General features: G+C 43.4%; 25 protein-coding genes. 17 read left to right on the forward strand and 8 right to left on the reverse strand.

The genetic code is table 11. The annotated features are described in order from the left end of the window. Positions 1-71: 71 nt before the first annotated feature. On the reverse strand, positions 72-1,640 hold the full coding sequence (locus GZ22_RS05915) for a glycine betaine uptake BCCT transporter (RefSeq protein ID WP_038559851.1): 1,569 nt from the start codon (positions 1,638-1,640) through the stop codon (positions 72-74). 211 nt (positions 1,641-1,851) lie between these two features. Between GZ22_RS05915 and GZ22_RS05920 the strand changes: the two genes are divergently transcribed. Beyond that, positions 1,852-2,703 carry a polysaccharide deacetylase family protein gene (locus GZ22_RS05920; RefSeq protein WP_038565724.1) on the forward strand — a complete coding sequence of 284 codons (852 nt, stop codon included), beginning with the start codon at positions 1,852-1,854 and terminating at the stop codon, positions 2,701-2,703. Positions 2,704-2,729: 26 nt separating this feature from the next. On the opposite strand, the gene GZ22_RS05925 is transcribed toward GZ22_RS05920, so the two are convergent. Continuing rightward, entirely contained in the window at positions 2,730-4,202 is a 1,473-nt protein-coding gene (locus GZ22_RS05925; protein ID WP_038559853.1) for an aminotransferase class I/II-fold pyridoxal phosphate-dependent enzyme, read from the reverse strand. Between the two features lie 125 nt (positions 4,203-4,327). On the opposite strand from GZ22_RS05925, the gene GZ22_RS05930 reads away from it, so the two are divergent. Continuing rightward, the gene (locus GZ22_RS05930) at positions 4,328-4,597 is read left to right on the forward strand and encodes a UPF0223 family protein (protein WP_038559855.1); all 270 of its coding nucleotides are present in this window, start codon (positions 4,328-4,330) and stop codon (positions 4,595-4,597) included. Positions 4,598-4,638: 41 nt separating this feature from the next. On the opposite strand, the gene GZ22_RS05935 is transcribed toward GZ22_RS05930, so the two are convergent. Beyond that, positions 4,639-5,262, reverse strand: coding sequence for a YktB family protein (locus GZ22_RS05935; protein WP_038559858.1), 624 nt, complete (start codon positions 5,260-5,262; stop codon positions 4,639-4,641). Positions 5,263-5,405: 143 nt separating this feature from the next. Here GZ22_RS05935 and GZ22_RS05940 point away from each other — a divergent pair, with 143 nt between their 5' ends. Both GZ22_RS05940 and GZ22_RS05945 read left to right on the forward strand, forming a co-directional pair. Then, the gene (locus GZ22_RS05940; protein ID WP_038559862.1) at positions 5,406-5,594 is read left to right on the forward strand and encodes a hypothetical protein; all 189 of its coding nucleotides are present in this window, start codon (positions 5,406-5,408) and stop codon (positions 5,592-5,594) included. A gap of 38 nt (positions 5,595-5,632) precedes the next feature. After that, positions 5,633-6,436 (forward strand): inositol monophosphatase family protein, encoded by an 804-nt coding sequence (locus GZ22_RS05945; protein WP_342666733.1) that lies wholly within the window; start codon positions 5,633-5,635, stop codon positions 6,434-6,436. A gap of 25 nt (positions 6,437-6,461) precedes the next feature. Here GZ22_RS05945 and GZ22_RS18585 read toward each other — a convergent pair whose 3' ends face one another. The 3 genes from GZ22_RS18585 to GZ22_RS05955 form a co-directional block, all read right to left on the reverse strand. Further along, entirely contained in the window at positions 6,462-6,626 is a 165-nt protein-coding gene (locus GZ22_RS18585; RefSeq protein ID WP_164072046.1) for a DUF5325 family protein, read from the reverse strand. 16 nt (positions 6,627-6,642) lie between these two features. After that, positions 6,643-6,846, reverse strand: coding sequence for a YlaI family protein (locus GZ22_RS05950; RefSeq protein WP_038559869.1), 204 nt, complete (start codon positions 6,844-6,846; stop codon positions 6,643-6,645). Between the two features lie 119 nt (positions 6,847-6,965). Then, positions 6,966-7,430, reverse strand: coding sequence for a hypothetical protein (locus tag GZ22_RS05955; protein WP_038559871.1), 465 nt, complete (start codon positions 7,428-7,430; stop codon positions 6,966-6,968). Between the two features lie 163 nt (positions 7,431-7,593). Between GZ22_RS05955 and GZ22_RS05960 the strand changes: the two genes are divergently transcribed. The 3 genes from GZ22_RS05960 to pyc all read left to right on the forward strand — a co-directional run bounded on the left by GZ22_RS05960 (position 7,594) and on the right by pyc (position 12,707). Then, positions 7,594-7,884: an Fpa/YlaN family protein gene (locus tag GZ22_RS05960; RefSeq protein ID WP_038559874.1), complete on the forward strand. Its 291-nt coding sequence runs from the start codon at positions 7,594-7,596 to the stop codon at positions 7,882-7,884. 147 nt (positions 7,885-8,031) lie between these two features. Next, on the forward strand, positions 8,032-9,276 hold the full coding sequence (gene ftsW / locus GZ22_RS05965) for a putative lipid II flippase FtsW (RefSeq protein WP_084160669.1): 1,245 nt from the start codon (positions 8,032-8,034) through the stop codon (positions 9,274-9,276). Further along, entirely contained in the window at positions 9,264-12,707 is a 3,444-nt protein-coding gene (gene pyc, locus GZ22_RS05970) for a pyruvate carboxylase (RefSeq protein WP_038559877.1), read from the forward strand. Before ftsW ends, pyc begins: the two co-directional genes overlap by 13 nt. A 36-nt stretch (positions 12,708-12,743) precedes the next feature. Here the strand turns inward: pyc and GZ22_RS05975 are convergent, their stop codons facing one another. After that, the gene (locus tag GZ22_RS05975) at positions 12,744-13,610 is read right to left on the reverse strand and encodes a COX15/CtaA family protein (protein ID WP_051748458.1); all 867 of its coding nucleotides are present in this window, start codon (positions 13,608-13,610) and stop codon (positions 12,744-12,746) included. A 308-nt stretch (positions 13,611-13,918) separates the two neighbouring features. Between GZ22_RS05975 and cyoE the strand changes: the two genes are divergently transcribed. The 9 genes from cyoE to coaD all read left to right on the forward strand — a co-directional run bounded on the left by cyoE (position 13,919) and on the right by coaD (position 19,482). Then, complete coding sequence (gene cyoE, locus GZ22_RS05980) at positions 13,919-14,854, forward strand: heme o synthase (protein WP_038559884.1); 936 nt, start codon at positions 13,919-13,921, stop codon at positions 14,852-14,854. A gap of 100 nt (positions 14,855-14,954) precedes the next feature. After that, complete coding sequence (locus GZ22_RS05985) at positions 14,955-15,476, forward strand: GNAT family N-acetyltransferase (protein WP_038559887.1); 522 nt, start codon at positions 14,955-14,957, stop codon at positions 15,474-15,476. An 80-nt stretch (positions 15,477-15,556) separates the two neighbouring features. Continuing rightward, a complete protein-coding gene (locus GZ22_RS05990) occupies positions 15,557-16,582 on the forward strand; it encodes a CAP domain-containing protein (RefSeq protein WP_038559890.1) in 1,026 nt (341 codons plus the stop codon). A gap of 100 nt (positions 16,583-16,682) precedes the next feature. Further along, positions 16,683-17,114, forward strand: coding sequence for a YlbD family protein (gene ylbD, locus GZ22_RS05995; protein WP_038559893.1), 432 nt, complete (start codon positions 16,683-16,685; stop codon positions 17,112-17,114). Positions 17,115-17,128: 14 nt separating this feature from the next. Further along, positions 17,129-17,362, forward strand: coding sequence for a YlbE-like family protein (locus GZ22_RS06000; protein ID WP_038559896.1), 234 nt, complete (start codon positions 17,129-17,131; stop codon positions 17,360-17,362). A 50-nt stretch (positions 17,363-17,412) separates the two neighbouring features. Then, positions 17,413-17,850 carry a YlbF/YmcA family competence regulator gene (locus GZ22_RS06005; RefSeq protein WP_038559900.1) on the forward strand — a complete coding sequence of 146 codons (438 nt, stop codon included), beginning with the start codon at positions 17,413-17,415 and terminating at the stop codon, positions 17,848-17,850. A gap of 102 nt (positions 17,851-17,952) precedes the next feature. Then, entirely contained in the window at positions 17,953-18,228 is a 276-nt protein-coding gene (locus GZ22_RS06010; RefSeq protein ID WP_038559903.1) for a YlbG family protein, read from the forward strand. A 196-nt stretch (positions 18,229-18,424) separates the two neighbouring features. After that, entirely contained in the window at positions 18,425-19,009 is a 585-nt protein-coding gene (gene rsmD / locus GZ22_RS06015; RefSeq protein ID WP_281176672.1) for a 16S rRNA (guanine(966)-N(2))-methyltransferase RsmD, read from the forward strand. Then, positions 19,006-19,482: a pantetheine-phosphate adenylyltransferase gene (coaD, locus tag GZ22_RS06020; RefSeq protein ID WP_084160671.1), complete on the forward strand. Its 477-nt coding sequence runs from the start codon at positions 19,006-19,008 to the stop codon at positions 19,480-19,482. Before rsmD ends, coaD begins: the two co-directional genes overlap by 4 nt. Here the strand turns inward: coaD and ylbJ are convergent. Continuing rightward, positions 19,479-20,663: a sporulation integral membrane protein YlbJ gene (gene ylbJ / locus GZ22_RS06025; RefSeq protein ID WP_038565728.1), complete on the reverse strand. Its 1,185-nt coding sequence runs from the start codon at positions 20,661-20,663 to the stop codon at positions 19,479-19,481. The genes coaD and ylbJ overlap by 4 nt on opposite strands. 174 nt (positions 20,664-20,837) lie before the next feature. Here ylbJ and GZ22_RS06030 point away from each other — a divergent pair, with 174 nt between their 5' ends. Beyond that, entirely contained in the window at positions 20,838-21,860 is a 1,023-nt protein-coding gene (locus tag GZ22_RS06030) for a SepM family pheromone-processing serine protease (RefSeq protein ID WP_038559909.1), read from the forward strand. Positions 21,861-21,886 lie beyond the last annotated feature (26 nt).

The raw sequence follows: 21,886 nt of genomic DNA on the forward strand, positions 1-21,886 counted from the left end.
AATCACCTCTTCTGGGGATTACTCTTCGATAAATTTCAGAGAAATCCTGCAAAAAGAAAAAGACAGGAGAGTTAATCTCCTGTCTTTTTCGCTGGTGTTTCTGGTTTGTTATCCAGATTTAGTCGTTTTGCTTCCTTTTTAAAGGTGATAATTAGAGAAATGACTACTAAGATCAAAATTATCGCAAATGGGAAGGCTGCAATAATCGAAGCGGTCTGTAATGCGCCTAGACCATCTGCACCGCCAACCCATAACAAAATCGCAGCTGTTGCAGATTGAATCAAACCCCAAATCAATTTGACTGACTTAGAAGGGTTTAGATCGCCATTTGTTGTCTGCATCCCTAAAACGAATGTAGCTGAGTCAGCAGAGGTAATGAAGAATGTAGCAATAAGCAATAATGCAAGAACGGAAAGAATCATTCCGCCTGGAAGCTGAGATAGCATTGCGAACAATCCTACTTCTTCTCCAAGTGCTGTAATATCACCGAATATATCGATATTCTGGAAGTATTCCATGTGAATGCCGGTAGCGCCGAATACTGCAAACCACATAGCACCGAAGATTGTAGGTACTAATAATACACCAGTGACGAATTCTCTTATTGTTCGTCCTCTTGATACTCTGGCGATAAAGGTTGCGACGAATGGTGCCCATGCAATCCACCATGCCCAGTAGAATAAAGTCCAATCTCCAATCCAAGAATTATCAGATTCATAAGGTGTCAGGCGTAAACTCCATTCTGGAATGTGTTGTACATATTGTCCTAAGGAAGTTACAAAGGAATTAAGAATAAAATTAGTTGGTCCTAAAAACAGAACAGCAAGCATAAGCAAAACTGCAAATATTATATTAGCATTACTTAGGATTTTTATACCTCTGTCTAAACCACTTAATGCAGAACCAATGAATAATATTGTAACAATTACAATAATGAGTAATTCAGTACTAAAGGTTGGTTCTATTCCATCAAAAATATAGGATAGTCCACCGCTAATTTGAATAGCACCAAGACCTAGAGATGTAGCTACACCGAAAATAGTCGCAAAAACTGCAATGATATCAATAAGTTTTCCGAGCGGACCATGGATGCGATCACCGAAAATTGGTTCCAAGATCGCACTTATTACGCCGCCTTTAGATTGCTTGCGGAAGGTGAAGTAAGCAATTGCCAGCGCAAGTATCGCGTAAGTGGCCCAAGGATGCAGTCCCCAATGGAAAAAGCTGTAGGATAGAGCAGTTGATCCTGCTTCAGCAGTTTGCGCATCTTCTACGATTGTAGGCGGATTATTGAAATGATTCAGTGGCTCTGATGCTCCCCAGAAAACCAAACCAATCCCCATACCAGCACTAAACAGCATTGCAAACCAAGATATGTAGCTGTATTCTGGTTTGTCGTCAGGTTTACCTAATGTAATTTTTCCGTATTTGGAGAACATGAGGAAAAATGCAAAACCGAGGAAAATTGTGGTAGCAATTAAGTAGAACCAGCCAAACTGATCAATCAGGAAAGTTTGAATGGTATTTGTCACATTCGCAGTATTTCCGTTGGGAAGTACAGATTCTGGAATGCTGCCCCAAATAAGGAAAGCTACCACAATTCCAATTCCCCACCAAAATACACTTGTTGTTTTCTTCATAAAAAAATCCTTTCTGCTTTAAAGCTCGTATAATTTCACGTAAGTGAATAGTATAACAATGTCTACTTGAAGTTCCTACCCGTATTGACAAATTAGTAAACCTTAACCGGTACATTTCTCCTAAACTCGACATATTTTGACCTTCTTGCATTACAAGTCCAAATCTTTCCTCTATAATGGCAGTATTATGTCAAATTGGAGGTTTTTTTTGGTGAAGAGATTTTTATTATTTCCTACACTCTTTTGCTTATCCGCTGTACTGATAAGCGGATGTGCTAGTACAGAACAGACGAACAGTGAATCGGATCAAACGGAAAGTACAAAGAGTGCATCTTCTGAGCAGGAACAAACGAAGGAGAATGCGGAGGAAGAGAACGTTGAACAGCAGGAAGCTGAAGAGAAGCAGGCAGAGAAACAGGAGGAGCAGCAAGAACCGCAATATAAGGTTTCTGAAGTTTCTTCCATAGTCCCAATCGACGATGCCAATGCACAGGTTGCACTGCTGACCTTCGATGATGCACCGGATAAGCATGCTTTAGAAATTGCAGAGTCCTTGAAGGAAGCTGATGCACCGGCAATCTTTTTCGTTAATGGTCACTTTTTAACGACTGATGAAGAAAAAGAGACACTTAAAAAAATTCATGACATGGGGTTTGCGATCGGAAACCATACATACAGTCATGCCAATCTGAATGATTTGACCGAAGAAGAAGCAAAAGAAGAAATTATCAAAGTGAACGAACAGGTTGAAGAGATCATTGGTGAAAAACCCGAATTCTTCAGAGCTCCGTTTGGAGAGAATACGGACTACAGCAGGCAGCTGGCAGAAGATGAAGGAATGACAGTGATGAACTGGACTTACGGTTATGATTGGGAGAGTCAGTACCAGGACAGTGACGCTTTAGCGGATATTATGGTTAACACGGAACTGTTAGGAAATGGTGCGAATTTGCTCATGCATGATCGAGAATGGACAGCACAAGCTGTACCGGACATTGTGACGGGCTTAAGAGATAAAGGCTATGAGCTTGTCGATCCGGAAACAATAGAGCGACCTTCATAAAAAAACTCCCCATATGGGGAGTTTTTTTATCGGAAGGCACGGTGCTCTTTAATAACGCGGATGTATTCAATTGATTCATCCATTAAACCTTGCACCGGCAAACCTGCTTCCAGGTTACGTTGAATATAGCTGATATTATCGGCACTAATGATTTCACCTGGAATGAATATCGGGATTCCTGGCGGATAGACCATAATGGATTCAGCACTGATTCGACCTTCAGCTTCTGTAAGCGGGATTGCTTCCGTATCAGCATAAAAAGCATCACGGGGACTTAACGATAATACCGGAATTTCTGGTACAGATACCTCAATCTCGGTAGCTGAGATTTCTGCTTGATGAAGATCTGCCAGATCTGTCAATGCATCTATAAGCTGCTGAATTTCTTCAACTGAATCAGCAGGTGTAATCAAAAACAGCAAGTTATATAAATCGGAAAGTTCAACCTCGATATTTTTTTCTTTTCGCAGCCAGCGTTCTGCTTCGCTGCCGGATATGCCGAGCTGTTTTACAGATACAAGCAGTTTAGTCGGATCCATGGCAAAGGCTGCCTCCGAGCTAAGAATCTCCTCACCGGCACAATACAGACCATCTATGCCGTTAATGCTTTGGCGTGCGTCATTTGCCAGCTGGATAGCATGAGTATTCATATCCTGACCTTTTGTTGCAAGCTGACGCCGCGCAGCATCCAATGATGCGAGCAGAATATAAGATGTGCTCGTTGATGTGAGCATGGAAAGAACTGTTTGAACCTGTTCATGGCGTACCAGTCCTTCACGCAGATTAAGGATAGAGCTTTGTGTCAAAGAACCTCCAAGCTTGTGGACACTGGTAGCAGCGAGGTCTGCACCTGCAGCCATGGCCGAAACAGGCATTTCATCGTGAAAGTGAATGTGAACACCATGTGCTTCGTCGACAAGAACAGGGACTTCATAACGGTGGGATATTTCTACGATATGTGCCAAATCGGCAGCCACACCAAAGTAAGTCGGATTAATGACGAGGACAGCTTTTGCATCCGGATTTGCTTCCAGTGCTTTTTCAACAGCTTCCGGAGTGATACCGTGTGATATGCCAAGTTTGTGATCCAGTTGAGGATGCACGAAAACAGGTATCGCTCCTGAGAAGATGAGCGCGCTGGTTACAGATTTATGGACGTTCCGGGGTACGATGATCTTGTCCCCTGGTTTACATACACTCATGACCATTGCCATAATAGGAGTGCTTGTTCCTTGAACGGAAAAGAATGTATAGTCTGCTCCGAAGGCTTTGGCCGCAAGCTGCTGTGCTTCTTGGATCATCCCGTGAGGATGATGTAAGTCGTCCAGAGGTTCTATATTTATCAAATCGATGGAAAGGGCATTCTCACCTATATATTCTGAGAATTCTTTATCCATTCCTTTTCCGGTTTTATGTCCTGGTATATGAAATTGCAATGGTTTATTCGCCGCATGCTTGCGCACACCGTCGAATAGTGGTGCTTGTTCTTGTGAAAACATCTTAGCTGACACCTCTTTACATGTTAAAAACAAAAGAATTATAGCAAAACTGCATCAAGATTACTAGCATCGCATGGAAAGTTATTTTCGTGTTACACTATTATCCAGGGAAAAGGAGGGATAGAATGAATTACAGCTATCCAATTGATGAAACGTGGACGAAAACAGAGATCATTGACGTAGTGAATTTCTTTTCATTAGTAGAGCGTACATATGAAGATGGAATTTTGCGCGAAGATCTGCTGCTTGCGTATGAACGTTTCAAGCAAGTTGTACCATCTAAATCAGAAGAAAAGCAGCTGGACGCCAAGTTTCAAAAAGATTCCGGTTATTCCAGCTATAGAGCTGTTCAGAAAGCCAAGGCCGCTCCATCTGGTGCAAAAATCAAAATGTAAAAAAACCCCCCTTCCTGTTTAAGGAATGGGGGTTTTATGCGTTATACGGGCTGATAAGCCGCTTGTTCGTAAAGAATAGCTGTATGTTTTAGAACATCCTGACACACCTTAAGGAAAGCTTCTTTAGAAGCAAGCGCTGGATCATCAGGCTGCAGATGAATTCCGCATACTAGTTCCGCTTTTTTGACATGCTGCAATCGATCTGCAATTTTGTCATATAGCTCATCTGATATAGGAGCAGCATCGGGTTTCATATGATCCATAGACCAAACGTAGTGAGAAGGAATATTTTCTAGAATCTGCTTTTTAGCTTCTGCCATCTTCTGGCCAACCGTTTCCTTTAAAGGACTTTCATATATAAGTGCGAATTGGACAAAGACATGTGTACCCCACAGCCCAATCTGAAAATGAGGCAGCTTTTTATATCCGCGCTTGCTTGAAGCTAGAGCGGACCATGTATCGTTCGGCGCATTCTTCGTGCGTCGTGCATGCTTAGCAACGTGAACATACATATCATGGTCTGTCACTTGTTCTGCATATGGTGCTAGTTCTGTAGCAAGCATCTCCAGTTTTGGAGAAAGACGGCTGCGCAGCACTTCCATTCTTTCATCTAAACCATCTATTGTAAAAACATCGAAATCTTCTTTTGTGAATAATGCGGTCATTAGAGTCACTCCTTGCAGAAATCTTCCTTCATCATACCCGTCCAATAGTTAAAATGCAAGTAAGGAAAGGTTTACAAACCGCATAGCAGTGGTAAAAAAGAAACAACTTGATAGATGGTTTAAATAGATAGGAGGAGATCAAGATGCGTGATGTAATGGAAGCCTTACGAAAAAGAGAAGCCCAGGAGAAGGTGCCTGCTATACGCCTTGAGATCGATTATTTTCTAGTTACTTTGTCTGATGCTATGCAGAAGGAAGATGACAAAGGAGTGAAGGAAGCAAAAGCGAAGCTTCGTGTACTCAGCGAGCAATTGAATCGATTCGAATCTTAAACTATTTGTGATAAGCTAGTGGAAAGAATGGGGGGCACATGATGGAGCAATCAATGAAGCATACATTGCATAAGCAAGCACAACAGTGGGTGCTGGAAGCAGGACAGCTTATCAAAGAGAAGATGGATGAACCATTGGAGATCATGACAAAGTCAAGCCCGAAAGATCTTGTAACAAAGATGGATAAAGCAGTTGAGTCTTTCTTTTTGGAAAGAATACGTGAAAACTATCCATCGCATAAAGTGCTAGGGGAAGAAGGTATCGGAGAAGCTGTTTCCGAAACGAAAGGTACAGTGTGGATAATCGACCCGATAGACGGTACGATGAATTTTGTCCATCAGAAATCAAATTTCGCTATTTCAATAGGAATTATACATGACGGTATTGCGGAAATTGGGATAATTTATAATGTGATGGAGGATACGCTTTATCACGCAAAACGTGGTGAAGGGGCATTTAAAGGAGATTTTCAGCTGCCAATGCTTCCCGAAAAGACGCTCGATCAATCGATTATCGAGCTGAACCATTTCTGGCTCTGCCCCAACCGTCGGGTGAACGAAGAAAAGCTGCAGCAGCTCGTCTATCGTGCAATGGGAACTCGTGCTTATGGATCAGCGGCTTTGGAGCTTGCTTTTCTTGCCGAAGGGATTACAGATGCTTACTTAACTTTCAGTCTGCAGCCATGGGATTATGCTGGTGGCTTTGTACTGCTGCAAGAAGTAGGTGGAAAACTGACTGATGCAACTGGTGAGCCTGTCGACTTCCTGAATAAGACGACAGTTGTTGCAGCAAATAGCAGCATCCACCAGGAATTGATTCAGGATTACATCGAATTAAAATAAAAAAAGACGGATAGCCCGTCTTTTTTTATTGTCCTTTTCGTTTTGCGAAGATACCAGCACCCATAATGAAGAAACCGGCGATGATCGCGACTGTCATTAAGCCATAGTTTTGGTAGCTGATCGTCACGCCTGCTGCTACGAAGCAAGCAATAACTAATATTGCAGTCAGTAAAGCTAATCCCTTTGACATCGTTTCACCTCATTTATTAAATTAAAGGTTCATCTGTCTTCTTTTCCCGGTATAAATTGAAATTCCCGGTCGCTTTCCGTTCCTTCGTCCGCATTGCGATACGGTCTGAGCAATCGTTGCATATATGCATGCTATTGCGCCGATTCCGCAGTTTTTTCGCATGCGGACTTCCATCATCTATTTCTTCGACTTTATCGCAAAGTACACATTTTACACGCATGCTATCACCTCAGGAGAGTATAATACTTTTTCAGTTTACCATACGATAAGCCATTGTGTGTATCTTACAAAAAGTCTCTATCAGTCATATCCGCTCATAGTAGATTCTAAACAGGAACCTTAGCAGATCTTTATCTGACGAATAGCTTTGATCGGATCTTCCTTCCTGCTGGGCAGGTAGCAGTGAGCAGGTCCGGTTTCTTTAATGCTGCGCCCATCTACTGCGAACAGAAACATGCTCGCCTTAAGCTCGTCCAAAGGAACGATTTCTTCACCAGAGTCTGTCAGAAAAACCGCATGCGTGGCATCTTCTTGTATACTGGCTGTTTTGAGAAAGTCGGAAATAGGCATTACATAACTGTTTTCAAGTGCCAGTTTTCTCTCTGCCTTTGTAAGGCTCTTATTAATAGGTGGCTTCATTTTTTGCTGATAAATAGAGCGATCCCAGTGCTTTTCTTCCGTAGCAGGAATTGACTCAACCTCTTTAAAAGCGTTTTCAAAAAGGATTTTGCGATCATCAAAAATCCAGACGGATGGATCAAGTGTGAGTGGAAACTCAACTTTGCCTGTCAGGGTGATTACCATATAGCGACACTTCCTTTTTCAGAGTATCTACGAATATAGCTTAACATAAAGATTGTGACAATTGACAACGATTCGACAAAAATATTACCTGGACGTGTCTTGCAATTTAGCAGGACTACCGCTAGAATTGTATAGAAGAAGTCTGTTTAACGGAGGGATAATATTGATATCTGAGATCACCGTTAGTAATCAAGAGAAAGCATATGCCCTTCTTTTGGCGGATGCTGATAAAATACTTAAACTAATCAAAGTACAGATGGACAATTTGACGATGCCGCAATGTCCGCTTTATGAAGAAGTACTCGATACACAAATGTTTGGTTTGTCACGTGAGATAGATTTTGCAATTCGATTGAATCTCGTGAAAGAAGAAGATGGAAAAGAGCTTCTTGAAAACTTGGAAAGGCAGTTGAATGTGCTGCATGAGGCAGCGCAGCGGTCTATGCGTCCTTAAAGCTTACGGCCGCCTGCAATTGCTTGTACGGGCATCCCATACGAAAGATGAAACCCCATTGCCCTTTAATTCGGCGGGGTTTTTTTATTATTCTATGAATCTGGCGATTTGTAACGATCGTAAAATACATACTATGGGAGCTTTAAGATGAAAAAAAGATTGCGTAATTTCGATTTTACTTTGCTATTCACTCCGTTGCTGTTGACTGCATTTGGTGCAGTAATGGTATATAGTGCAAGTTATACGGTAGCGGTTGTTAAATTTGATCAGCCAGCCACTTCCTTCTTTATCAGAACATTGATTTGGATTGCTTTAGCGATGCCAGTCTTTGCATTTTTCTGTTTTGTCCCGTATCAGAAGTTCCAGAAGTGGATAAAACCAATCATGCTAGTTATCATTGCCATGCTTGTATTAGTTTTGTTCACCGGTAAAGTGAATGGATCCAGATCTTGGTTTAATCTTGGCTTCTTCAGCCTGCAGCCGGCAGAGCTGGCTAAAGTCGGTATGATCATCTATCTATCGGCTGTTTATGCCAAGAAGCAGAAATATCTGGATAGTTTCTCAAAAGGTGTTTTGCCGCCTCTTATTGCATTAGGGCTTATACTTGGCTTGATCGTGATTCAGCCGGATGTTGGTTCAGCTTCTATCGTATTTCTGATTTCCTGCTCAATCATAGTCAGCGCAGGTATACGTTTGAGGCATTTGAGTCTTCTGATTGCTGCAGGTGTCGGGCTAATACTCGCTGTGTTGCCGCACATGATCAACGAAGAACGTATCTCACGATTTACTGGAGCTTATCAGCCATTCAGTGAAGACAACGTTCAAGACGGAGGCTTCCAGCTTGTACAATCTTATCTTGCTATCGGAAATGGCGGTATTTTCGGAGATGGATTGGGACAAGGCATCCAAAAGCTAGGGTATCTTCCGGAACCGCACACAGACTTTATTATGGCTGTTATAGCGGAAGAACTCGGATTTGTCGGAGTTGCTGCAGTATTGGCAATGCTTGCAATCATTGTACTGCGCGGATTTTATATTGCCAGACAATGTCGAGATAGTTTTGGTTCATTATTGGCAATAGGCATTTCGTCGATGGTGGGGATCCAGACCTTCATCAATCTGGGCGCGATCACCGGTCTATTGCCAATCACAGGTGTTACACTGCCATTTGTCAGTTACGGCGGTACATCCTTGATGATTCTATTCGCTTCTATGGGTATATTGAATAACATTGCCAAGCATGTACGTTCACAAGAGCTGATTGTGTCAGAAAGCACCTTTACGCAAGATAAGCGGGGAAGACGTCCCTCCAATCGACAGAGGATCCGCACCACTAGTACTACTACACAAACCAGGGAAAAGACTAGAGGAGGAGAACGATGGACGAACTAAGGGGAATCAACAAAGTTCTAGTAGCAAATAGAGGGGAAATTGCGATACGTGTATTCCGAGCTTGTGTCGAGCTTGGAATACATACTGTTGCTATATATTCTAAAGAGGATAAATCCTCCAGTCACCGCTTCAAAGCAGATGAGGCATATTTAGTCGGCGAGGGGAAAAAGCCGATTGATGCCTATCTTGATATCGAGAATATTCTCGAAATTGCGAAAACTTCTGGTGCTGATGCTATTCACCCAGGTTATGGATTCCTTTCTGAGAACATCCACTTTGCCAGACGCTGTGAAGAAGAAGGAATTATCTTCATCGGCCCGCGCAGCGAACAGCTGGATATGTTTGGGGATAAAGTGAAGGCGAGACAGCAAGCGTTGCTTGCAGAAATACCAGTCATCCCAGGAAGCGATGGACCGGTCCAAGAGCTGGACGAAGTGAAAGCTTTTGTCGAGAACCATAACTATCCAATCATCATCAAAGCTTCATTGGGCGGCGGCGGACGAGGCATGCGTGTTGTACGCTCTGCGGATGAACTTGCCGAGGCTTATGAGCGAGCCAAATCAGAGGCTAAAGCTGCATTCGGCAGTGATGAAGTGTATGTTGAGAAGCTTATTGAAAATCCAAAACATATTGAGGTACAGATCCTTGGGGATAGTGCCGGAAATATTATACATTTGTACGAGCGTGACTGTTCTATACAGAGAAGGCATCAAAAAGTTATTGAAGTAGCTCCAAGCGTCGGTTTGCCGGAATCACTTCGACTTGCAATTTGTGATGCTGCCGTTAAATTAATGAAAAATGTTTCTTATTTAAATGCTGGAACTGTTGAATTTCTTGTTGCAGATAACAATTTCTATTTCATCGAGGTTAACCCTCGTGTTCAAGTAGAGCATACGATCACGGAGCTAGTTACAGGAGTAGACATCGTTCAAACACAGCTTTTGCTTGCCCAAGGGTACAGCCTTTCAGATGAACGTCTTCATATCCCTGCACAGTCGGAGATTAAAACAAACGGCTATGCGATTCAAGCACGTGTGACAACAGAGGATCCACTTAATAACTTTATGCCGGATACCGGAAAGATCATGGCTTATCGTTCCAGTGGCGGCTTTGGTGTTCGTTTAGATGGAGGAAATGCGTTCCAAGGTTCCGTCATCAACTCTTATTATGATTCCTTGCTTGTAAAAGTTTCGACGTGGGCAGCGGATTACAAACAAGCTGCTTATAAGATGGAAAGAAACCTTCGCGAGTTCCGTATTCGAGGTATCAAGACTAACATTCCATTCTTGGAAAATGTCATATTGCATGATAAGTTTTTGTCAGCTGACTATACGACTGGTTTTATCGATGAAACACCAGAGCTGTTTGACTTCCCTAAACGTCAGGATAGAGGAACAAAAATGCTCCAGTATATCGGCTATACAACTGTTAATGGATTTGATGGCGGTGGAAAGGTCGAGAAACCGGAATTTCCTTATCCAAGAGTTCCGAAGCTTTCAAAAGGACTTGATTATCAGAACGGAACAAAGCAGATTCTGGACGCACATGGTCCTGAAGGCCTTTCCGACTGGCTGAGAGAGCAGGAAGAAGTCTTGTTGACGGATACGACCTTCCGTGATGCTCACCAATCACTTCTTGCTACACGTGTAAGAACGAAGGATCTATTAACAATTGCTGAGCCAACTGCCAAACTATTGCCTAATCTATTTTCTGTCGAGATGTGGGGCGGCGCTACCTTTGACGTTGCATATCGATTTTTAAAGGAAGATCCTTGGGAGCGCTTGACTAAACTACGGGAAAAGATGCCGAATGTATTGTTCCAGATGCTGCTTCGTGCAAGCAATGCTGTCGGTTACAAAAACTATCCGGATAACGTTGTTGAGAAATTCATTAAAGAGAGTGCTGAAGCTGGCATAGATGTATACCGTATTTTCGATAGCTTGAACTGGATTGAAAATATGAAGCCTGCTATCGAAGCAGTACGAATGCAAAATAAGGTAGCAGAAGCTGCGCTTTGTTATAGTGGGGATATCCTGGATCCGAGTCGGACGAAATACGATCTTGCTTACTATACGAAGATGGCAAAAGAACTCGAATCAGCAGGTGCTCACATTATTGGTATCAAAGATATGGCAGGACTGCTAAAACCGCAGGCTGCTTATGATCTAGTCAGCGCTTTGAAGGATACCGTATCACTTCCGATTCATTTGCATACGCATGATACAAGCGGCAACGGTGTCTTGACATATATGAAGGCTGTAGAAGCTGGTGTTGATGTCGTCGATGTAGCAGCAGGATCTATGGCTGGCCTTACTTCTCAGCCTAGCGCCAGCTCTTTCTATCATGCGATGCAGGGGATGGAGCGCAGACCATCCATTAATGTCGAAAATTATGACGAGCTTGGTTCTTATTGGGAAGATGTCCGCAACCGCTACAGCGACTTCGAAAGCGGCATGAAAGCTCCTCATGCAGAAGTGTATCTGCACGAAATGCCAGGCGGACAATACAGCAACCTGCTGCAACAGGCTAATGCAGTTGGATTAGGCGACCGCTGGGATGAAGTGAAGGTAATGTATAGAAGGGTAAACGATCTTTTCGGAGATGTTATCAAGGTAACGCCTTCTTCTAAGGTTGTAGGTGACATGGCGTTATTTATGGTTCAAAACGATTTGGATGAAACTAGTGTTATTGAGAGAGGTGCAGCTCTTGACTTCCCGGATTCTGTAATCGAATTCGCTCAAGGCTACCTCGGACAGCCATATGGCGGCTTCCCGAAAGAATTGCAAAAGGTGATAGTGAAGGATCGCGAAGTAATAACAGACCGGCCTGGCGAATTGCTGCCCCCAGTCGATTTTGATCAGCTGCGAAGTGAATTGGGAAAGAAAGTGGAAGCTGACATTACGGAACAGGATGTTGCTGCTTACTCCCTTTATCCGAAAGTATTTGAAACTTACGCTGCCTTCAAAGAAGCTTATGGTGACTTGTCTGTACTGACAACACCAACATTCTTCTATGGTATGAAACTGGATGAAGAAATCGAAGTAGAAATCGAACCTGGAAAGACCTTGATTGTAAAGCTTGTCGCAATCGGAGAAGCGGGTCCGGATGCAATGCGGACAATTTACTTCGAATTTAATGGACAGCCTCGCGAGGTTCTAGTGCGTGATGAACAAGTTCAGGCAACAGTAAAAACGACACCAAAAGCTGATAAACAGAACAAGAAGCATATTGGTGCAACAATGCCTGGAACAGTTATTAGATCACTGGTTAATGCCGGTGAGCAAGTACAAAAGGGTCAGCAGCTTCTCATTACAGAAGCGATGAAAATGGAGACAACAGTACAAGCTCCATTCGATGGAACGATTAAAGAAGTAAACGTTAAAGATGGAGAACCGATACAGGTTGGAGATTTGCTAATAGAATTTCAATAAAAAAAATCCACTGCCGCTTAATGGCAGTGGATTTTTTTATAGTTCTTTTTCGTATTTTGCGCTTCGGAAGGATAGCATGATAAAGTATGTCATGATTCCGAAGTAGACGCTGATAATCAAGGAATGCATGAGAGCCACGAATAGATTCATTCCAGTGAAAATGACGAGCGCTCCGACGACAGCTTGTGCCGCTAAAAGACAGAAGCTAATGATCCAGCCTTTCGTCATCACTGCGTGCCCTTTGTAACGACGAAGCACCTGAACCATGATGATGAAGGACCAGACAAGCGCTAGCATTGCTGCGCCGCGGTGGAGCATCTGTACCATTTGTGCTGTGCTCAATCCAAAAAGTCCTGGATCTGCGTTAGAGCATAGTGGGAAATCTCCACATACAAGGCTTGCATTCATATGACGTACAAGCGCTCCGGTATAGACGACCAAATAAATGAAAATTGTGTGTAGATAAAATTGAATTCGCATCCCTTTGTGGATGACGAGCGCGCGGGCATCGAACTTCTTGTCCACTTCGAATACTATGAGAGTAAGCAGAAGCACAGAAGCGAATGAAATAAGTGAGATACCAAAATGCAGCGCCAATACAGTGTCGGATTGCTGCCAAACAACAGCTGCAGCACCGATTAATGCTTGTAGTACAAGAAAGCCTACTGCCACGATAGACAAGAACTTAACTTCTCGAATATGACCGATTTTGCGCCAAGCAAGGATTGCCAGTAACAGAATGACGATCCCCATTGTTGAAGAAACAAATCGGTGAGCAACTTCTATGATAAGCTCGGGCGTAATGTTGGTTAATGCACCTTCACACAACGGCCAGCTTTGTCCGCAGCCGTCAGCTGAGCCTGTCTTTGTAACAAGGGCCCCGCCTAGCAAGATGAACAGCATACCTACAGTGCTGATCACGGATAAGGATTTCAATAATTTCACGTATAAACACCTCTTATATACAAACTTATACCTAGGATAAAAACATTAAGCCTATCGTAACATGAAATCAATTTAAAGAAGGGGAAATTTATTGTCAATTTTATGACCTGTGCTTTGCCGTTTTAAAGAATAGATTGAGAAGATAAGATATTAGTTCAGCAAATTGTCAAAAACCGTTTCATTTGACGGAGCTGGACGTGTTACAATGTTAAAAGTGTGATAGTATACAAGAATTATGTTTAACCAAGCAGAAAGGATGTGCTGGTGTGGAAAAGATCGAAACAACTTCTTCACAAGTATTGAACGGTGCTGAACAGGCCGATTCTACTACTAGTCTGTGGACAGACTTTAAGGCGCTTATAAAAACTGGTATTATAAATTCAAATCTGTTGACTGCTTTCGGCGGTTTCTGGCTCGCACTTTATATGACGAACCAACAATTCGTTGATCATATCCCGACATTCATCTACATGATGCTCGGAAGCGGATTGGTCATTGCTGGCGGATGTGTGATCAACAACTATTATGATCGTGATATTGACCACGTGATGAAACGGACGAAGAAACGTCCAACGGTAACAGGTACGATTCCGCTTTCTGTTGTACTTACGATGGGAATTGGATTCACAGTCCTTGGCGCAGGATTTTTATTCCTGACAACTTGGCAAGCTGCAGCGATTGGTATTTTCGGCTGGTTTGCTTATGTTGTACTTTATACGATGTGGTCTAAACGTCGTTATACAATCAACACAGCAATCGGAAGCTTCTCCGGAGCGGTTCCTCCGCTAATCGGTTACGCTGCTATCGATGGCGGTTTAAGCACAGAAGCATGGATCGTTTTCGCTATCATGTTTATCTGGCAGACACCGCATTTCTTAGCTTTAGCTATGAAAAAAGCAGATGATTACAAAGCTGCTAATATCCCGATGCTGCCTTCTGTATACGGCTTTGGAATTACGAAGCGCCAGATTGTTGTTTATACAGCATGTTTGCTGCCGCTTCCATTCTACCTAACTTCTCTGGGAACTGTATTTGTTATCATCGCCAGTGTATTGAACGTTGGATGGCTTGCAATCGGTATCGCTGGGTTCTTTATGAAAAATGATCTTAAGTGGGCAACATGGATGTTCGTCTATAGCCTTAATTACTTGATGATTTTCTTTATCGCACTTGTGATCTTCACAACTCCTGCTATCTTCTAATTAAAGACACCTCCAATATGGAGGTGTCTTTTTTGTGTTTATGTAGTAGGAAGTATCGGGAATAAGAACCATAAATGTGCATCGGAGAGAGGGAAAGTAAATGGATATGGAAACACCGCGTTTAACTATGAAAGCTATAACAATGGAGATGGGAAAGCAGCTTGTTCGATTTCCTGTCACCTTCTTTTATGAACAGGAAATTTCTTATGTGACAGATTGGCCGACAAATGCCTTGAAGGCCGAGCTACCTCTTTATCTCGAAGAATTCGAAACTGGACAGACAAGCTTTGGTTTTGGACCATGGATTTTACATACAAAATATCAAAAGGATATGGTTGGGGACATTTTCATAAAACAACCTTCACAAGATGCTGCTGAAGCTGAATTATTTTTTGATATTCGCGAAGAGATGCAAGGGAAAAAATACGAAGATGAAGCAATAATCAGCATTTGCGATTGGCTGCTAAAGCATGGCATCGAAACAATTCATGCATTTTGTAAGCCAGAGGAGGAAGAAAAGCAGGAAGTCTTGACAAGGTGCGGCTTCAAAAAGCTTGGTCCAGTAGGAGGCTTGATTCAGTTCCGGACGTATGGACAGCTGCTTCCCGCAGATGGTATGTGAAGCTTGTCGAAGGAGTCGACTATCTCCAAATTGGATTTTGTATTATAATAGGTGCAACTTATGGAAAGGGGGCAGGATGCATGAAGAGTTTACGAATCGTATTATTGTTACTCGTAGTGGGAGCAGGCGTGCTGTTCTTTTGGAACAAGGATGATTATCTGGCTCCTGCCCAGGATACAAAGTCAGGAGATACAGAGCAAACACCAAAGGCGGAAGCTGAACAGAAGCCGAATGGTGATATAGAACGTTGGATCAATCAAGCGCCTGAAACATTAGAAGAGGATCAAGGTGAGCCGAATAGAATTGATCAGTCTTCTTATGGTTATGAGTGGTATATATATGATAAAGGTGATGCTTATGCTCAGTATGGTGTAAAAGACGGGCGTGTTGTCACAGCCTTTGCCGTTGGTGAAGCATCGCTTGCAAAAGCGAAGCTTGGTGAGAACCGGGAAGAAGTAGAACAGGATTATCCGCTTCAAGAAGAAGTTTCATTCCGATATGATAGCAACCGATATACATTCAAGCTGAAGGATAAGGATCAGCAGATACAGCCGCTTGCCCAGATTGGAGATGGTTTGTTCGCTCAGTTCTATTTCGATACATTTGAGGACGAACTAACCGCAGTACGAGTGCTGACTGATGAACAGCTCGTAATGGAGCGTCCTTACGACGTAACGTATACTGGTCAGCTTCCTGAACAGCCTAAAGTTTCGGATGAAGAATGGCAGCAGGTGCAGGAAGGAATGGAACAGCAAATAATTGATATAACGAATGTTATGCGTTCACATTTTGATGTGCCGCCGCTAAAATGGAACGATCAGGTAGCCGCTGTTGCGCTTGGCCATAGTGAAGATATGCAGAAGCAGCAGTATTTCTCTCATGTGACACCAAGTGGTGAGGAACTTGGAGATCGGCTGGCGGACGGTCGGGTCAAATTCCAAAGTGCAGGAGAAAACATCGCCGCTGGCTATACAGATGCTCCTGCAGCAATGATTGGCTGGCTGAATAGTGAAGGACATCGTAAGACGCTGCTTGACGCATCCTATGAAGAGCTAGGTGTAGGCGTGTATCGTTACTACTATACGCAGAATTTTCTTTTACAATAATGGGGTTTCCGCTGAGGAACCCCATTTTTTTTGTGTCATTTGCCTGAGTCTTTCATACATTGGTCAGAGAGGGTATTTATCTGGTTAGGAGATGAATGTAATGTCAGATACGAATTTGCATCCTTCTATTCAGGAATTCAGACAATTCGTTCAGCAGCATCCTAAGCTGATTCAAGAAGTTAGGCAGAATCAAACAGGGTGGCAGCCATACTATGAAAAGTGGGTGCTGCTGGGTGAAGAGGATCCGAGCTGGCAAGCATATAAAAATGGGCAGAATGCAAATGCAGAAAGAGAAACAGCGGCAGAAGCAGAGGCTGAGCAAACTGAAAAGGAATCAGAAGAGACAGGAAAAGAAATGTTCAACAAGGTGATGGGGATGGCAAATCAGTTAGACTTACAAAAACTGCAGGGCCATATCCATCATTTGAATGGAGCGCTTGAAAATATCAAGCAATTGATCGGACAATATCAAGGTGTGAAACAACAGTTTCCTTCAAAGAAGAAGACACCAACGTTCTTTCATAAGGACTAAAAGGAGGTAGGGTGATGCGGCAGGAAATCTATCAAAGGCTGCAGCACCGGGAAGAACTGCTCCGTTTTGTCAGACTTCACCCGGTATGGTACCGCACACTTGCGCGTGACCCGAGCACATTCACAGATTTGGAAAAGCAGGCGAACTATTTTTACGGTAAAACGGTGCCGCAGCGTATCGGACAGTTTGGGGATCAGTTGAGCATGGTGAACATGCTGATTCAAATGGCAAGAGCAATGCGGGATTAAACACTTTTCATTTCCCTATTATTTGGTATGATAATAGGGGAGGTGGTTACATGTTTGCAACTATGGAATTCGTTGAGCTTCTGGAGAAGTCCGAGCATTTGGGTGTGATGATCCGTGATTCGGAAGTGATGGCGGCATATAACTCCGCGCAATCCGCACTCTACCAGAATAGCGAAACGAAAGCGAAAATCGACGCATTCACGGCTATAAAGGAACAGTATGAAGAAGTGCAGCGATTCGGCAGATACCACCCTGATTACAGCTTCATCATGAAGGAAATCCGCAGCAAGAAGCGTGAGATGGATATGGATGCCAACGTTGCGGCATTTAAAATAGCAGAACGAAATCTGCAAAAACTGCTTGATGATATAAGTGCCAAACTTGCCATGACTGTGAGCAAGAATGTCAAAGCTCCGCGGTCAGGTGCGGCCATGAAAGACTCTGGCTGCGGCTGTGGAAGCGGCGGCGCCTGCGGGTGTGCTTCCTGACAATATTCCGGTAAGCTTCGGCTTGCCGGTTTTTTTGTGTTGCTCCAAGGGGGCAGGCTTTGCTACACTAAGAAAAAAGCTGTAAAGCGAGGAACATCATTTATGTTGACAAAACGGCAAGGAATCGTCGTATGGTTCCAGCATATGAAGAATATCAAGCAGCTGAAGCGGCATGGACATCTTGTTTTTGTATCCAAAAAGCTTAAATATGCGATGATATACGTGAACCTGGAGGAAGCAGAAGAGAGGGAAGCAGCATTGAATAAACTGCCATTCGTCTCTAAGACGGCGTTATCTTACCGTCCCTTCATCCGTACCGATTTCGAGAATGCGAAACAGGATAAAGCGAAAGAATACGATTATAAGATTGGTATATAAAAAAAGCCTGCAGGGAAGAGCCCTGCAGGCGCCTTTTGTTTCCAATGAAAACAAACAGGCAAAGGGAGAGGAGAAACCGGAGGAAGAGCTTATGGGGAAACGTAAGTCTTCTCCGTGTTCATGAAGCAGCTATTAGCGTGATAGCCGCTTCAATAGTACAGTATGGACCGGCTTAGGCGGGAATATACATCGTTTTTTGAAGGAGTGGAATGCAATGCGAGTGATTGCTGGAGAACATAAAGGCAGGGCGTTAAAGGCTGTCCCTAACCAATTGACAAGACCGACAACGGATAAAGTGAAAGAGAGCTTGTTCTCGGTGCTAGGACCTTTTTTTGATGGTGGAGAGTGTCTGGATCTGTTCGCGGGAAGCGGCGGACTTGGGATTGAAGCTTTGAGTAGAGGAATGACACATTGTATCTTTGTAGATAAGCAAGGGAAGGCTGTCGAGACAATCAAACAGAACCTGACAACCTTGAGGCTGACGGACAATTCGGAAGTATATCGAAATGATGCGCTTCGTGCACTGAAAGCTGTCGTAAAAAGGGAGAAACAGTTTGATCTTATTTTTCTGGATCCGCCGTATCATAAGATGTCATACGAAGGTCTTCTGGAGCAAATCAGTGAAGCAGGTATTTTGGGAGCAGATGGACGAATCGTTTGTGAGCACGATGCGAAGAAGGAACTGCCGGAGTTCATCGCTGGATTGCAAGCTGTAAAACAAGACGTGTATGGAAATACTACCGCTATTACCATCTATCAAGCTGCTCGGGAGGATGAGTGATGACGATTGCTATGTATCCCGGTTCATTCGATCCAGTCACAAATGGTCATGTAGACATTATCCAGAGAGCTGCAGCAATATTTGATAAAGTAATTGTGGCTGTGGCAGTGAACAGCAAGAAAAAACCACTGTTCAACGAAGAAGAGCGAATGGAGCTTTTGCGGCAGTCGGTAAGACATATCTCAAACGTATCAGTTGTTAAAGCGGAAGGTCTTACCGTCGATTTTGCCAGAAAACATGATGCGAAAGTGCTTGTCCGTGGTCTGCGGGCTGTGAGTGATTTTGAAAATGAGATGCAGATCAGCGGTATTAATAGGCATCTAGAGCCAGGATTAGAGACTATCTTCATAACAGCAGATTCTGCTTATAGTTTCTTGAGCTCCAGCATCGTGAAGGAAGCAGCAAGCTTTGGAGCTGACATCAGTAAGCTTGTGCCGCCTCCTGTACAAGAAGCCATCAAGCAAAAATTTTAATTTAATCGGCGTCTCAGCAGAATCAGTGTTCCTACTGCGAGCATGAAGAGCGTGAATGCAGGGCCGAGAGACGAAAGAAAACGAAGCAGCTCCATGGTAGTATCAGGAGCTGTTTTTTCTTGTAAGAAGGTCAAAATACTTGTTTCCTGATGTCTGGCATAAAGTGGTCCATAAAGAATTGCTGCTAATCCAGCAGCAATGAACCCATGAAGCAGGCGGGCAAAAAAGTACGGAGCAAATCGGATGTCTGTTTCAGCGAGAATACTTGCAACTTGGGCTTGGACGGAAAAACCATTGAATGCAAGAATGAAGCTGACGATAATGATAGGGAAGAAAAAGTTTGATCCTGATGCTTGAGCAATCATTTGGCCACCCATTGTTATTTCGAATAATCCGGAGAACATGGGGACAACTAATTCAGCTGGAATACCAAAAATACTAGTCAGCAGCTTTAAACCATATGCCAGGAAATCCGTGATGCCTAAAATGAATAATAGCTTATTAAAAACGGAAAACATGATAATGAATCCGCCAATCATAAGTAATGTTTGAATAGAATTTACGACGGCATCTCCAAAAATCTTTCCGAATGGTCTTTTATCAGCCATACGTGTTTCATGCAATTCCCGAAAGGCGCGTTTTATCAGCCCTTTTTCCCTAACGTAAGACGAGCGGGGTTCGGATCGACCGTAGAAACGCATGCAGATACCTACAAGTATATTCCCTCCATAGTGCGCTGCTGCTAACAGCATGCCAAGCTCGGCTTCCCCGAAAAAGCTTACGGCAATTACACCAACAATAAAAAGAGGGTTGCTCGCATTTGTGAAAGATACAAGACGTTCAGCTTCAATCTTTGTCAGCTGTTTTTCTTGGCGAAGCCGGCTTGTCAGTTTGGCACCTGATGGATATCCGCTGGCCATTCCCATAGCGAGCACAAAACTGCCGACGCCGGGAACATTGAATAAAGGCCGCATGATCGGCTCGCAGAATACTCCTATAAAACGAACCATTCCAAACGCAATCAGCAGTTCTGCAGTGATAAAGAAAGGCAGGAGGGATGGAAAAACGACTTCCCACCACATATTCAATCCACGTATACTGGCCTGCAATGATGGGTCCGGATACATAATTAAGCTGACCGCCAGCAGCAATGTAGCTCCAGCCAGCAGAATTGACTTCATTTTTTGCACAAAAAATCCCTCCGATTTGTGACAGCTGTACTTCTTGAATTCGAAGTAGTAAACTAAATTCAGCCAGTTTGTACAGGCTATCTTAACTATACGCGTGCTCAATTGGGAAATATGCTTCTTCTTCTGAATAAGTAGAGAAAGCGGGCACAGAAGGGGAACTTGTAGATGAAACAGAATACACGTTATATCTTGTTCGTTATTCTGCTGCTGATCATCGTCTTCTGTTTTTCCGGAATTTACAGAATGCCATATTATGTATACAAGCCGGGTGCAGCAGATGCGCTTGATCCAATTGTCTCTGTAGATGGCAGCGAGAAGAGCGAAGGTGATATGCACCTTGTCACCGTACGGGGCGGGCAAGCAACGCCATTCCAATATGTGATGGCTAAAATACTGCCATATCATCAAATCGAAAAACTTGAAGATGTTATACCGGAGGGTGTTTCCGAGGAAGAATACACACAAGCACAGCTGATGCAGATGGAGAGCTCTCAAGAAGCTTCTACCGTCGTTGCCTATGAGGCAGCGGGTGCAGAACTGCAAATCGATTACAAAGGCGTATATGTTGTGTCTGTCGTTAATGATTTGCCAGCTGATGGCCAGCTCAAGCAAGGTGACCACATCACGGCTGTAGACGACCAGCAAGTGAAAGAAGCAACAGATCTGACTAGTTATGTCACGTCCAAACGTGTGGGTGATACTATTACCTTGAAAATTGAACGAGATGACAAACAGCTGGAGAAGAAATTAAAGCTCCAAGCACTGCCGGATACCCAAATACCTGGTATTGGGATTACGCTCGTAACCGATCGTGATGTCACAGAAGATCCTGAAGTGACCTTCTCAAGCGGACAAATCGGCGGACCAAGTGCGGGACTTATGTTCAGCTTGGAAATTTACGATCAGCTGGAAAAGGAAGATATGACGAAGGGCCTTCAGATTTGCGGAACCGGTGAAGTAGATTATGAAGGAAACGTCGGCCGTATAGGCGGAATTGACAAGAAGGTTGTAGCTGCGGATAAAGAAGGCTGCGACGTCTTCTTTGCTCCAAATGAACAAGGTGCTGAGGATTCAAATTATCAGGTTGCAAAACAAACAGCAGAAGATATCGATACAGATATGAAAGTTGTACCAGTCAATACCTTTGATGATGCTAAAAAATACTTAGAAGAAATGCCTGCAAAATAATAAAAAGGATGCATCGATTTGATGCA

The sequence above is a fragment of the Terribacillus saccharophilus genome (genome assembly GCF_000725365.1).
Taxonomy (GTDB): domain Bacteria; phylum Bacillota; class Bacilli; order Bacillales; family Amphibacillaceae; genus Terribacillus; species Terribacillus saccharophilus.

What these genes read in the sequence shown, in the direction of transcription:
- GZ22_RS05940 (WP_038559862.1), top strand. Translation starts at nt 5,406, where the DNA reads ATGCGTGATGTAATGGAAGCCTTACGAAAAAGAGAAGCCCAGGAGAAG.
- GZ22_RS18585 (WP_164072046.1), bottom strand. Translation starts at nt 6,626, where the DNA reads ATGTCAAAGGGATTAGCTTTACTGACTGCAATATTAGTTATTGCTTGC.
- GZ22_RS05955 (WP_038559871.1), bottom strand. Translation starts at nt 7,430, where the DNA reads ATGGTAATCACCCTGACAGGCAAAGTTGAGTTTCCACTCACACTTGAT.
- GZ22_RS06010 (WP_038559903.1), top strand. Translation starts at nt 17,953, where the DNA reads ATGTTGACAAAACGGCAAGGAATCGTCGTATGGTTCCAGCATATGAAG.
- ylbJ (WP_038565728.1), bottom strand. Translation starts at nt 20,663, where the DNA reads ATGAAGTCAATTCTGCTGGCTGGAGCTACATTGCTGCTGGCGGTCAGC.
- GZ22_RS05930 (WP_038559855.1), top strand. Translation starts at nt 4,328, where the DNA reads ATGAATTACAGCTATCCAATTGATGAAACGTGGACGAAAACAGAGATC.
- GZ22_RS06030 (WP_038559909.1), top strand. Translation starts at nt 20,838, where the DNA reads ATGAAACAGAATACACGTTATATCTTGTTCGTTATTCTGCTGCTGATC.
- ylbD (WP_038559893.1), top strand. Translation starts at nt 16,683, where the DNA reads ATGTCAGATACGAATTTGCATCCTTCTATTCAGGAATTCAGACAATTC.
- GZ22_RS05935 (WP_038559858.1), bottom strand. Translation starts at nt 5,262, where the DNA reads ATGACCGCATTATTCACAAAAGAAGATTTCGATGTTTTTACAATAGAT.
- GZ22_RS05915 (WP_038559851.1), bottom strand. Translation starts at nt 1,640, where the DNA reads ATGAAGAAAACAACAAGTGTATTTTGGTGGGGAATTGGAATTGTGGTA.
- GZ22_RS06000 (WP_038559896.1), top strand. Translation starts at nt 17,129, where the DNA reads ATGCGGCAGGAAATCTATCAAAGGCTGCAGCACCGGGAAGAACTGCTC.
- GZ22_RS06005 (WP_038559900.1), top strand. Translation starts at nt 17,413, where the DNA reads ATGTTTGCAACTATGGAATTCGTTGAGCTTCTGGAGAAGTCCGAGCAT.
- GZ22_RS05925 (WP_038559853.1), bottom strand. Translation starts at nt 4,202, where the DNA reads ATGTTTTCACAAGAACAAGCACCACTATTCGACGGTGTGCGCAAGCAT.
- GZ22_RS05945 (WP_342666733.1), top strand. Translation starts at nt 5,633, where the DNA reads ATGATGGAGCAATCAATGAAGCATACATTGCATAAGCAAGCACAACAG.
- ftsW (WP_084160669.1), top strand. Translation starts at nt 8,032, where the DNA reads ATGAAAAAAAGATTGCGTAATTTCGATTTTACTTTGCTATTCACTCCG.
- GZ22_RS05950 (WP_038559869.1), bottom strand. Translation starts at nt 6,846, where the DNA reads ATGCGTGTAAAATGTGTACTTTGCGATAAAGTCGAAGAAATAGATGAT.
- GZ22_RS05975 (WP_051748458.1), bottom strand. Translation starts at nt 13,610, where the DNA reads ATGCTGTTCATCTTGCTAGGCGGGGCCCTTGTTACAAAGACAGGCTCA.
- GZ22_RS05985 (WP_038559887.1), top strand. Translation starts at nt 14,955, where the DNA reads ATGGATATGGAAACACCGCGTTTAACTATGAAAGCTATAACAATGGAG.
- GZ22_RS05990 (WP_038559890.1), top strand. Translation starts at nt 15,557, where the DNA reads ATGAAGAGTTTACGAATCGTATTATTGTTACTCGTAGTGGGAGCAGGC.
- pyc (WP_038559877.1), top strand. Translation starts at nt 9,264, where the DNA reads ATGGACGAACTAAGGGGAATCAACAAAGTTCTAGTAGCAAATAGAGGG.